Origin of the sequence: Pseudomonas sp. REP124, assembly GCF_020164475.1 — a bacterium.
Lineage (GTDB): Bacteria > Pseudomonadota > Gammaproteobacteria > Pseudomonadales > Pseudomonadaceae > Aquipseudomonas.
In genome coordinates this window covers 1-11,448 of sequence record NZ_JAIQWX010000177.1, presented here as the reverse complement: position 1 = coordinate 11,448, position 11,448 = coordinate 1, and the positions used below count along the sequence as shown (strand labels likewise).

The 11,448-nt window shown below is 60.1% G+C and carries 9 protein-coding genes; 4 read left to right on the top strand and 5 right to left on the bottom strand.

What is annotated here, in order from left to right:
• Positions 1 to 37: 37 nt before the first annotated feature.
• The gene (locus K9857_RS27040) at positions 38 to 673 is read right to left on the bottom strand and encodes a TetR/AcrR family transcriptional regulator (protein ID WP_224541099.1); all 636 of its coding nucleotides are present in this window, start codon (positions 671 to 673) and stop codon (positions 38 to 40) included.
• Positions 674 to 766: 93 nt separating this feature from the next.
• Between K9857_RS27040 and K9857_RS27035 the strand changes: the two genes are divergently transcribed.
• The 3 genes from K9857_RS27035 to K9857_RS27025 all read left to right on the top strand — a co-directional run bounded on the left by K9857_RS27035 (position 767) and on the right by K9857_RS27025 (position 6,579).
• Entirely contained in the window at positions 767 to 1,867 is a 1,101-nt protein-coding gene (locus K9857_RS27035; protein ID WP_224541098.1) for an efflux RND transporter periplasmic adaptor subunit, read from the top strand.
• A gap of 6 nt (positions 1,868 to 1,873) precedes the next feature.
• Complete coding sequence (locus K9857_RS27030; protein WP_224541096.1) at positions 1,874 to 4,939, top strand: efflux RND transporter permease subunit; 3,066 nt, start codon at positions 1,874 to 1,876, stop codon at positions 4,937 to 4,939.
• 293 nt (positions 4,940 to 5,232) lie between these two features.
• Entirely contained in the window at positions 5,233 to 6,579 is a 1,347-nt protein-coding gene (locus K9857_RS27025) for a Fic family protein (protein WP_224541093.1), read from the top strand.
• A 112-nt stretch (positions 6,580 to 6,691) separates the two neighbouring features.
• On the opposite strand, the gene K9857_RS27015 is transcribed toward K9857_RS27025, so the two are convergent.
• From K9857_RS27015 to plsB, 4 genes are all read right to left on the bottom strand, one after another.
• Positions 6,692 to 7,381: a DUF4197 domain-containing protein gene (locus tag K9857_RS27015; protein WP_224541091.1), complete on the bottom strand. Its 690-nt coding sequence runs from the start codon at positions 7,379 to 7,381 to the stop codon at positions 6,692 to 6,694.
• Positions 7,382 to 7,421: 40 nt separating this feature from the next.
• Positions 7,422 to 7,820 (bottom strand): YbaY family lipoprotein, encoded by a 399-nt coding sequence (locus K9857_RS27010; protein ID WP_224541089.1) that lies wholly within the window; start codon positions 7,818 to 7,820, stop codon positions 7,422 to 7,424.
• Positions 7,821 to 7,947: 127 nt separating this feature from the next.
• The gene (locus tag K9857_RS27005) at positions 7,948 to 8,292 is read right to left on the bottom strand and encodes a YbaY family lipoprotein (protein ID WP_224541086.1); all 345 of its coding nucleotides are present in this window, start codon (positions 8,290 to 8,292) and stop codon (positions 7,948 to 7,950) included.
• A 170-nt stretch (positions 8,293 to 8,462) separates the two neighbouring features.
• On the bottom strand, positions 8,463 to 10,955 hold the full coding sequence (plsB, locus tag K9857_RS27000) for a glycerol-3-phosphate 1-O-acyltransferase PlsB (RefSeq protein ID WP_224541084.1): 2,493 nt from the start codon (positions 10,953 to 10,955) through the stop codon (positions 8,463 to 8,465).
• A 233-nt stretch (positions 10,956 to 11,188) separates the two neighbouring features.
• Between plsB and K9857_RS26995 the strand changes: the two genes are divergently transcribed.
• The gene (locus K9857_RS26995) at positions 11,189 to 11,398 is read left to right on the top strand and encodes a cold shock domain-containing protein (RefSeq protein WP_175375137.1); all 210 of its coding nucleotides are present in this window, start codon (positions 11,189 to 11,191) and stop codon (positions 11,396 to 11,398) included.
• Positions 11,399 to 11,448: the final 50 nt, after the last annotated feature.

Sequence of the window (11,448 nt, the reverse complement as noted above, 5' to 3'; positions counted from 1 at the left end):
GAGCGAGGCTTGCCCGCGAAGACGTCCGAATGGCTGGCTAAGGCCGATAAGCCCGCATGAACAACTCCACCACCTCCCGCACATGGCTCTCCGCCGCCTCTTCGGTCAATGGTTCGCCGCAGCCGAACAACAACCGAAAATTCGCCGCGCCTTTGAGCAGGCAGAAGAAGTGCTCCGCCGCATTCCTCGGCTTGTCGATGCTCAACTCGCCACTCTGATCCACCTTGCACAACAGCCGCTCCATGCCCTGCAACATGCGCTGCGGGCCGGCTTCGAAGAAGATCAGCGAAAGCTTCGGGTCCTGGCTGCCCAGGGCCATGATCAGGCGATGCAGGTTCACCGATTCATCGCTGTTGATCAGGTGATGAAAGCCGCGGGCGATGTTCAGCAGCACGGTTTGCACCGCCACGCCTTCCGGTAGCTCGAAAACCAGTGGCGGCAACTGCTCTTCGCACTTGGCCATCACGGCGGCGGAGAACAGCGTCTCCTTGTCATTGAAATGGCTGTAGACCGTGAGTTTCGACACGCCGGCTTCCGCGGCGACAGCGTCCATGCTGGTGTTGGCATATCCCTTGGTGAGAAACAGCGTCTTCGCCGCGTCGAGGATCGCCTGGCGCTTGGCCAGATCCTTGGGGCGGCCTGGGCCGTTGGGTACTGAAGGGTTATTCGGCATATGCGCTTTTATTACTGGACTGGTGAGTTTGCTATTAATAACATACTGGCCAGTATAATTATTCAAAGCACCATTAGCGAAAGGTCCTTCACCATGTTCCGCTATGTCTTGCCCCTCGCATTGCCAGTCAGCCTGGCTTTTTTATTGGCTGCGTGCGGTCACGAAGAGGCGCCGCAAACCAGCGTGCGCCCGGCCATGGTGGTCCAGCCAGAGCCTTCGGCGCAGGCGACGGAGAGCTACACCGGTGAAGTTCGCGCTCGTTACGAGCCAGACCTCGCATTTCGCATCGGCGGCAAAGTCAGCCGACGACTGGTAGAAGAGGGGCAACGGGTCAAGGCTGATCAACCTCTGGCCGAACTCGATCCCCAGGACGTGCGCCTGCAACTGGAAGCCACCCGTGCCCAGGTAGCTGCCGCCGAAGCCAACCTGAACATGGTCCGCGCCGAACGTGACCGCTACAAGACCCTGATGGATCGTCAGATGGTCAGCCGCTCGCAGTACGACAACGCGGAAAACCTCTACCGTTCCGGCGAAGCTCGTCTCAAGCAGATCAAAGCCGAATTCAACGTCTCGACCAACCAGGCCAGTTATGCCGTGTTGCGTGCGCCACAGGATGGCGTCGTGGCCAAACGCGCCGTTGAAGTCGGGCAAGTAGTCGCGGCGGGGCAGACGGTGTTCACCCTGGCCACCGATGGCGAGCGCGAAGTGTCGATCAGCCTGCCGGAGCAGAGCTTCGGTCGTTTCAAGGTCGGACAGCCGGTGTCGGTGGAACTGTGGACGCAACCGGGCCAGCGTTTCGCCGGGCACATCCGCGAACTGTCGCCTGCCGCCGATCCCAAATCCCGCACCTTCGCCGCACGCATCGCCTTCAACGCCGGCAAGGTCCCGGCCGAGCTGGGCCAGAGCGCCCGGGTCTATGTGCAGAATGCCGAGACCGTGCCGCTGTCGGTGCCGCTGTCTGCATTGACCGCCGAAAACGGCGTGACCTACGTCTGGGTCGTCAGCGCCAACAACACCCTGAAAAAGACCCCGGTGCGGGTCGGTGCCTTCGGCGAGAAAACCGTACCGGTGCTCGAAGGCCTCAACGCCAGCGACTGGGTGGTGGCCGCCGGCGTCCATGTGCTTCTCGACGGGCAGCAGGTGCGCCCGGTGGATCGCTCCAACCGCGTGGTCAATCTGGCGGACAAGGAGTAATCCCCGATGGGCTTCAATCTTTCCGAATGGGCGTTGCGTAATCGCCAGATCGTACTGTTCCTGATGCTGTTGCTGGCCATCGTGGGTGCACTTTCCTACACCAAGCTGGGCCAGAGCGAAGACCCGCCGTTCACCTTCAAGGCCATGGTGATCCGCACCAACTGGCCGGGCGCCACGGCGCAGGAAGTCTCGCGCCAGGTCACCGAGCGCATTGAAAAGAAGCTGATGGAGACCGGTGAGTACGAGCGCATCGTGTCGTTTTCCCGCCCCGGCGAATCCCAGGTGACCTTCATTGCCCGCGACTCCATGCATTCGGTGGAGATTCCGGAGCTCTGGTATCAGGTGCGCAAGAAAGTCAGCGACATTCGCCACACCCTGCCGCCGGGTATTCAGGGCCCATTCTTCAACGATGAATTCGGCACCACCTTCGGCAACATCTACGCGCTGACCGGCGACGGTTTCGATTACGCAGTGCTCAAGGATTACGCCGACCGCATCCAGATCCAGCTGCAGCGGGTCAAGGACGTGGGCAAGGTCGACCTGCTCGGTTTGCAGGACGAAAAGATCTGGATCGAACTGTCCAACGTCAAGGCCGCGACTCTCGGTTTGCCACTGGCGGCGGTGCAGCAGGCGTTGGAAGAGCAGAATGCGGTGTCCACCGCCGGCTTCTTTGAAACGGGTAGCGAGCGATTGCAGCTACGGGTTTCGGGGAATTTTCAGACAGTCGATGAGATAAAAAACTTCCCGATCCGGGTCGCGGATCGCACCTTCCGTATCTCTGACGTGGCCGATGTGCGCCGTGGTTTCAACGATCCACCGGCGCCGCGCATGCGCTTCATGGCCGAAGACGCTATCGGTCTGGCGGTGGCCATGAAAGACGGCGGCGACATTCTGGTGCTGGGCAAGGCGCTGGAAGTCGAGTTCGCCCGCATCCAGAAAAACCTGCCGGCGGGCATGCAGCTGCGCAAGGTGTCCGATCAACCGGCGGCGGTGAAAACCGGGGTCGGCGAGTTCGTCCAGGTGTTGGTGGAAGCGCTGGCGATCGTCTTGCTGGTGAGCTTTTTCTCCCTCGGCGTGCGCACGGGCATGGTGGTCGCCCTGGCGATTCCGCTGGTGTTGGCGATGACCTTCGCCACCATGTATTACTTCGGCATCGGTCTGCACAAGATTTCCCTCGGCGCGCTGGTGCTGGCGCTGGGCTTGCTGGTGGACGACGCGATCATCGCCGTGGAAATGATGGCGATCAAAATGGAGCAGGGTTTCGATCGGATCAAGGCGGCCAGTTATGCCTGGACCAGCACCGCGTTCCCGATGCTCACCGGTACGCTGATCACCGCCGCCGGGTTCCTGCCGATCGCCACCGCGCAATCGGGCACCGGCGAGTACACCCGTTCTATCTTCCAGGTGGTGACCATCGCGCTGCTGGCGTCCTGGGTGGCGGCGGTGGTGTTCGTGCCGTATCTGGGGGAAAAACTCCTGCCGGATCTGGCGAAAATTCATGCAGCCAAACACGGTCCTGATCAACCCGATCCATACGGCACGCCGTTTTATCAGCGAGTGCGGCGCGTGGTGGAGTGGTGCGTGCGTCGACGCAAGACGGTGATAGTGGCGACCGTGATTCTGTTCATCGCCTCTGTAGCCCTTTTCCGTTTTGTACCGCAGCAATTTTTCCCGGCGTCGGGTCGACTGGAATTGATGGTCGACCTGAAGCTGGCCGAAGGCGCCTCGCTGAGCAACACCACCGAAGAGGTCAAGCGTCTCGAAGCGATGCTCAAGGACAAAGCCGGAATCGATAACTACGTGGCCTATGTGGGCACCGGTTCGCCGCGTTTCTATCTGCCGCTGGATCAGCAACTGCCGGCTGCGAGCTTTGCCCAGTTTGTGGTGTTGGCGAAAACCATCGAGGAGCGCGAAACCCTGCGTACCTGGTTGATCACCACCTTGAACGAGCAATTCCCGGCCCTGCGTTCGCGGGTCACGCGTCTGGAAAACGGTCCGCCCGTGGGCTATCCGATCCAGTTCCGGGTGACTGGGGAACACATCGAGGAAGTCCGTGCACTGGCTCGCAAAGTGGCGGCCAAGGTCCGTGAAAACCCCCACGTAGCCAACGTCCATCTGGATTGGGAAGAGCCAAGCAAAGTCGTCTACCTGAACATCGATCAGGACCGCGCGCGGGCGCTGGGCGTGAGCACGGCGAACCTTTCGAAGTTCCTGCAGAGCTCGCTGACCGGTTCCAGCGTCAGCCAGTACCGCGAAGACAACGAGCTGATCGAGATCCTGCTGCGCGGCACCGTGCATGAGCGCACCGAGCTGTCGTTGCTGCCAAGCCTGTCGGTGCCGACCGACAACGGTCGTAGCGTTGCTCTGTCGCAGATCGCGACCCTGGAATACGGCTTTGAAGAAGGCGTGATCTGGCACCGCAACCGCCTGCCCAACGTGACGGTTCGCGCCGACATCTACGGCAAGGAACAACCGGCGACCCTGGTGAAACAGATCATGCCGACCCTCGACCCGATCCGCGCCGAATTGCCTGACGGCTACCTGCTGGATGTGGGCGGCACCGTGGAAGATTCCGAGCGTGGTCAGAAGTCGGTCAACGCCGGTGTGCCGATGTTCATCGTGGTCGTGCTGACGTTGCTGATGCTGCAACTGCGCAGCTTCTCGCGCACGGCGATGGTGTTCCTGACGGCACCGTTGGGCCTGATCGGCGTCACCCTGTTCCTGATGGTCTTCCGCCAGCCGTTCGGTTTCGTGGCGATGCTCGGCACCATCGCCCTGTCGGGGATGATCATGCGTAACTCGGTGATCCTGGTGGATCAGATCGAACAGGACATCGCCGCCGGCCTCAAGCCCTGGCAAGCCATCATCGAAGCCACCGTGCGCCGCTTCCGCCCGATCGTCCTGACCGCACTCGCCGCCGTCCTGGCCATGATCCCGCTATCACGCAGCGTGTTCTTCGGGCCAATGGCCGTGGCGATCATGGGCGGCCTGATCGTCGCGACGGCATTGACGCTGCTGTTCCTGCCGGCACTGTACGCGGCGTGGTTCCGCGTTCGCAAGGAGACGGTCTGACACTTTGCCTCGGCGGCCTGCGGGTCGACCAAATTCCGGCCGATGAACGCGGTCAAAACTGTGGGAGCGGGCTTGCTCGCGAAGGCGGTGGTTCAGTCGACATCAACATAGACTGACACACCGCTTTCGCGAGCAAGCCCGCTCCCACAGTATTTGGGTGATCCACGTGGGATCGATCAAGATCGCAGCCTGCGGCAGCTCCTACATAAACTTCGGAAACGTCTGATATTGAGGCGTGGTAATCACGGTGCTGTACTCGATCCCCATTTTTGAGGGCTACCGAGGCAGCACCCATGAAAAAACCACCCCGGCTGCAAGGCCGGCTCGACCCGGTGTTCGACCGGCTCGGTCAGTCTCCCCACAAGGAACGTCTCGCCGATTACCTTGCGCTGCTCAAGCCACTGGATGATCAAGGCCGCTATCGACCGTTTCACGAACTGCGCTACCGCTGGCCGTCGGGGCTGGATTCGAATCTGTGCTGGGCGCTGGTGAAGAAGGCTCGGGTTGCGCAGTACTCAAGCCTTCTGCCTCTGGGTGAGCCACCTCAGTGGAGCAACTTCGTGCTCACACCGCTGGCACAGAAGGCCATCTCGGCCGTTGACCGGCAAGCGACCACGGCGGCGCTGGAGTTCATGACCAGTCAGATCGGCGAGCACGCACACTTCAGTTATCTGCTCAACGACCTGATCGAGGACGAGGCCATCAGCAGCAGCCAGCTCGAGGGCGCGGCAACGACTACGCAGGTGGCCAAGGACATGCTCAAGCGCAAACGACTGCCGCGCACGCCGGACGAGCGGATGGTGATCGGTAATTTCAAGATGATGAACTTCGCCTGGGAACAGCGTCATGAACCCTTGAGCGCCAGACTGATCCTGGCCATGCACCGGGTGGGCGTCGAGGGTATCGATGATGCGCGTTACTCGCCGGGAATCTTCAGGTGCAACGATGACGTGGTGGTGCAGAACGGCGAAGGGCAAACCGTATATACGCCGCCTCCCGCAAAAGGGCTGACGGAGCGGTTGCAGGGATTGGCGAAATGGATCAACCAGCCCCACAGCGACATTGAGCAAAAGGACTACCTCCACCCGTTGATCAAAGGCATCGCCCTGCATTTTGCGTTGGGCTACGAACATCCCTTCCGCGACGGCAACGGCCGGGTCGCGCGGGCGTTGTTCTATTGGTTCATGTTCAAGAATGATTTTTCGGCGTTTCGCTACATTGCGATCAGCGTTTTGCTGCGCAGCGCACCGGTGAAGTACGGGCGTTCATACCTGAACACCGAGTCGGATGACCTGGACCTGACCTATTTCATCGATTTCCAGTGTTCGGTGGTGCTTCGGGCTGTAGGCCGTTTTACCGCGGCTTATCGGAAAAGTTTGGCGAACGCCGATCACTTTGATCGCTGGCTAATGGAATCGGGCTTTTTTCACCGACTGACCGAGAGGCAGCGAGCCGTATTTCAGGTGGCCAAGAGCGGGATGGCCAAGGAGTTTACGGCAGGCAATGTGAAGGAACATCTGGGGTGCTCTCACAACACGGCTTCGACGACCTTGAACGGGCTGGTCGATTTGAATGTGTTCGAGAAGAGAAGGATGGGGCGTGAGTGGGTGTTCTTTCTGCGGGGTGGTTTGGCAGTTTAATGTCCTGTGGGAGCGGGCTTGCTCGCGAAAGCGGTCTGGCAGTCAACATCATCAGAGACTGACACACCGCTTTCGCGAGCAAGCCCGCTCCCACAAGGCTTTGCGGTGAAGGTTAAAGTGCTCCGAACACTTTCTTCGCCAGGCTGGTCGCGGCGGCCGCAGGGTCTTTGCGGATGGTTTCTTCCTGTTTGCCGATCATTTCGAACAGGCCGTTGAGGGCTTGTTCGGTGACGTAGTTTTCGACGTTGGCGCTCTTGGCGTCGATCACGCCCATGGTCGCGGCCTGGCCGGCGAAGGAGTTGTATTGCTTGGCCAGGCCGACCTGGTCGGTGGCCTGCTTGACGATCGGCAGGAACTTGGCGCGGATCTGTTCGCGGCTGGTCTTGTTCAGGTACTGGGTGGCCGAGTCGTTGCCGCCGCTGAGGATGCCCTTGGCGTCTTCGACGGTCATTTTCTTCACGGCATCGACGAGGATCGGCTGGGCCTGGACCACGGCGGTTTCCGCGGCCTTGTTCATGCTGGCTTCCAGTTGATCGACCTGATCACCCATGCCGAACTGCTTCATTTTGCTGGCGACCTTGCCCAGTTTGCCCGGCAGTTCGATCTTCACGTCCGGGTTGTTGCTGAAACCGCCCGGCGTGCCCAGTTGTTTCACGGCCAGTTGCGCGCCCTGGGTCAGGGCGTCCTTGAGCCCGCCGGTGGCGTCTTTCTGTGACAGGTCGCTGAGTGACAGCGCCATCGCGCTGACACTGATCATCAAACCTGCGCACAGGCCGGCAAAGCGGAGAGTAGGGCGGAACATGGCAACTTCCTTTTTCAAAGAGACTTATTTCATTAGAGGCTTAGCGGGCAGCGTCAACGCGGACCTTCACCGGTTGTGGATCGCTGCCGTCCAGGCGCACGGCGTGGTTCTCGGTGGTGATGAACAGCAGTTTGCCATCGACTTCGATGCGAGCGTTGATCGAGTAGCGGTGATTGGCTTCGACCTTCGCCGGGTCATAGCTCAAGTGGAACGGCAACGGCACCTGGCCTTTGACCGGGCCACGCTGTTCGTCGATGACTTTGGCCGGGGCATCGGCGAGCGAAATGTCCTGCAGGCTGACGCTGAGGATCGCGGTGGGCGGCAGGGCGATGCGTTGCAGGTAGAAGACTTCGCCATCGAGGGACGCTTTGGGCGCCGGTGTGGGGTGTTGGCAGGCGCCGAGCAAAAGGGCGAGTCCAAGCAGAGAGAGTTTTTTCATGTGGCGTACCTTTGACGTTGGCACCAAGGGGAACTTGATGCCAACGTTAACTTAGCGAATTTCACCGTAATATCCCAGTCGATATATAACGGCGGGTACCGAAACTCGCTTGTCGGGTACGTGGTGTTTATCCGACGAAGTTAACCAGTACTTCTTGCCCTTTCAGATAATTTACACCCAGCTCAACGGCGTGATGTTGAGTGGTAGTGAAGATCAAGCGGTCTTCCTGGGTGATGCTTGCGCTGATGGTATAGGTATGCCCGCTGACGATATCGGCTTGTATATAAGTCAGGCTGAAGTTCAGGCCGGCGCTGTTTGCATTGGGCGTGACCTGAACGGCAAGGTCCTTGGCAGGCGCATCTGCGAGGCTGACATCCTGCAGGCGGACAGTGAGGGTCGAATTGGGCAGCAGCGCAATCCTTTCCAGGTAATGCACTTTGCCATCGATGGTGTATGTGGTTTCGCTAGACATGAAAATATCCTTATTTAATTGATCGTCGGGAATGACGAGCGACGAGAATAAGGTCAATGCCTGCTGCTTAAATGTAGGTGTATTCCTTCTACCTGGACGGAAGCGGGAATAGCTTGAGTCAGAAGCATCCTTGCTTCAGCCAGTGAATCAATCCCGAATATTCAAGCGCATTAGATCGGAGTTATCAGTTCCGCTGCATCTTCACTGCGATGCAACGCCACCTGACGGATCGACAGACGAATCTCCGCCGGCAACACCCGCTTGGCCGCGCCTTCTGCCAGTTCGCCCAGCAGTTCGTGATAACCCAGCTTGCCGGCCTCGTCGCGCTTGAGCACTTCGAGGTCGAGCATCGTCTGGATGAAATGGCGGAACAGGCTCTTGTCGAAGAACTCCGGCGCGTTCAGGCCGTGCAGGATCGACAGGCGCTGGGCCATGACCGTGCACAGGTCTTCCAGCTCTTCGGCGCTGATGCTGTTCTGACCGCTGTTGAGCAGCAGGGAAACGGTCATGTAGAAGCGCTGCAGGGTCTGGGCGATGCTCTTGGACAACAGGGTCAGCAGCACGAAATGCCGCGAACTTGGCGCCGGGCGCAGGTAGACCTCGTTCTCGAAACGCAGCAGGCCTTGCTCGACGAACGCTTCCAGCCATTGGTCGATCACGCCATCCAGCTCATCCAGCGACCAGCGAATGAACAGCTCCGATTGCAGGTACGGATACAGCGCGCGGGTGTAGCGCAGGATCTGTTCGCGGCTCATGCGCGAGGCACTCTGGAAGAAGCTCGCGAGCAGCGCCGGCAGGGCGAAGATGTGCAACACGTTGTTGCGGTAGTAGGTCATCAGGACGGCGTTTTGCTCGTCCAGATACAGAATCTTGCCCAGAGCGTCGCTCTGTTCCGAGAGCAGATCCATGTCCTTCACATGCTCGATCAGCGCCCGGCCATCACCTTCCGGCAGGGTGGTGTGCGGCGAGTAAGGCACCTTGCGCAGCAATGCCAGATACAGATCCAGCACCCGGGCCATGGCTCGATCGTCCAGGGCCAGGCGGCTGGTGGACAGCAGTGCCAGCGCCACCAGGTTGACCGGGTTGATTGCCGCCGCTTCGTTCAGATGCTGCGCGACTTTCTCACCAAGACGGTTGGTGGTTTCGTTGAGCCAGGCCGGCTTGAACTGCGGGCCGAGTTCCTGTTTGCGCCAGTCCGGCTGTTCGCTGTCGAGGAACTCCGCCAGCTTGATCGGCTCGCCGAAGTTCACCGCCACCTGGCCAAAGCGCTGCTTGAGGGCGCCGATGACCTTGAAAATATCGAAGATCGATTCTTTCTTCTTGCTCGCCCCGCGCAATTCGCCCAGGTAAGTGCGGCCTTCCAGTACGCGTTCGTAGCCGATGTACACCGGCACGAACACGATCGGCATCCGCGAGGAGCGCAAAAAGCTGCGCAGGGTGATCGCCAGCATGCCGGTCTTCGGTTGCAGCATGCGCCCGGTGCGCGAGCGGCCGCCTTCGACGAAGTACTCCACCGGGAAGCCCTTGGTGAACAGGGTGTGCAGGTATTCGTTGAATACCGAGGTGTAGAGCGGGTTGCCCTTGAAGGTGCGGCGCATGAAAAACGCGCCGCCACGGCGCAGCAGGCCGCCGATCACCGGCATGTTCAGGTTGATCCCGGCGGCGATGTGCGGCGGGGTCAGGCCGTTGCGGAACAGCAGATAGGACAGCAGCAGATAGTCGATGTGGCTGCGGTGGCACGGCACGTAGATCACTTCGTGCCCTGGGGCGATTTTCTGTACGCCTTCGATGTTGTTGAGCTTGATGCCGTCGTAGATCTTGTTCCAGAACCAGCTCAGCACCACTTCCAGAAAACGGATCGCGGTGTAGGTGTAGTCCGAGGCGATCTCGTTGCCGTAGCGCAGGGCCTGGGCCTTGGCCTTTTCCGGGGAGATGTTTTCGCGCTCGGCTTCATCGAGGATCGCCTGCTTCACCATCGGCTGGTTGACCAGGCCTTTGACCAGGTTGCGACGGTGGGAAATGTCCGGGCCGATCACGGCGGTTTTCAGGTTGCGGAAATGCACCCGCAGAATGCGCTGGGCCATGCGCACGGTACGTTCGTGGCCCTTGTCATGATTGATCAGCTCACGCAGATGGATCGGCGCGGAGAACTGCACGCGGGTCTTGCGCCCCAGCACGATGATGCTCAGCAGGCGACGCAGGCGGCCGGTGACGGCCCAGCTGTCGGCGAAGAGCAGTTTCCACGGGCTCGATTCGCTGTCCGGCGACTGGCCCCAGAACACACTGACCGGAATGATCTGCGCGTCTTCGGCGGCGTTTTGGCTCAGGGCGCTGACCAGTCGGGTCAGTGTTGGCGGCGCGCCGCGTTTGTCCTGGCGGCCGAGCCAGTCCGGGTCCGGGGTCAGGTAGAAGAAGGCTGCCGGTTCCAGCAGGTTACCCACCGATACCGGCAGCACCGGGCGCGGCAGGCCGGCCTTGCTGCATTCGGTGTCGACCACGGCGAGGTCGGTCAGCGAAGGGTTTTGCAGGACGTAGAACACCGGACGACTGCGGTCGAGGTTGAGGGTGAACGACGACTGGTTGATCGTCTCCGAGCGAACCCAGAGGTACAGCAGTCGACGCAGGGTACCAAACACAAGACGGCGGAACGGGGAACGGGTCATACGGCATCTGCTTGAGTGAAAAAAAACCGAGCGTTTGCTCGGGAGCCCGATAGTTTGCCGTATTCGCTGAAAATCGGCAAAAAGCGTCGAAGTAAACTCTAGTTGAGAGTTTTTGCGCGTGTCATATACTCGGCGCTCTGTCGCCTGCCTGCATTGGGCCAGCATGTGCGGCTGATGTTCCCGAGGCTTTCCTGCGAAAAGCCCGATCAATAATAAAAAAGGAGTATGAACAGATGGCAACACGTGAAACCGGCAACGTGAAGTGGTTCAACGACGCCAAGGGCTACGGCTTCATTCAGCGTCCGGATGGGGTGGACGTGTTCGTGCACTACCGCGCGATCCGTGGCGAAGGCCACCGTTCGCTGACTGAAGGTCAGCAGGTTGAATACGCGGTGGTGGAAGGGCAGAAGGGGTTGCAGGCTGAGGATGTGGTAGGTCTGTAAACAGCTCTTCACCTCACACAAAACCACTGTGGGAGCGGGCTTGCTCGCGA

Excerpts from the sequence above, each read along its gene's own strand:
- K9857_RS27015 (WP_224541091.1), bottom strand. The coding sequence starts at position 7,381 with ATGTTCCGCCCTACTCTCCGCTTTGCCGGCCTGTGCGCAGGTTTGATG.
- K9857_RS27040 (WP_224541099.1), bottom strand. The coding sequence starts at position 673 with ATGCCGAATAACCCTTCAGTACCCAACGGCCCAGGCCGCCCCAAGGAT.
- K9857_RS27010 (WP_224541089.1), bottom strand. The coding sequence starts at position 7,820 with ATGAAAAAACTCTCTCTGCTTGGACTCGCCCTTTTGCTCGGCGCCTGC.
- K9857_RS27030 (WP_224541096.1), top strand. The coding sequence starts at position 1,874 with ATGGGCTTCAATCTTTCCGAATGGGCGTTGCGTAATCGCCAGATCGTA.
- plsB (WP_224541084.1), bottom strand. The coding sequence starts at position 10,955 with ATGACCCGTTCCCCGTTCCGCCGTCTTGTGTTTGGTACCCTGCGTCGA.
- K9857_RS27025 (WP_224541093.1), top strand. The coding sequence starts at position 5,233 with ATGAAAAAACCACCCCGGCTGCAAGGCCGGCTCGACCCGGTGTTCGAC.
- K9857_RS27005 (WP_224541086.1), bottom strand. The coding sequence starts at position 8,292 with ATGTCTAGCGAAACCACATACACCATCGATGGCAAAGTGCATTACCTG.
- K9857_RS27035 (WP_224541098.1), top strand. The coding sequence starts at position 767 with ATGTTCCGCTATGTCTTGCCCCTCGCATTGCCAGTCAGCCTGGCTTTT.
- K9857_RS26995 (WP_175375137.1), top strand. The coding sequence starts at position 11,189 with ATGGCAACACGTGAAACCGGCAACGTGAAGTGGTTCAACGACGCCAAG.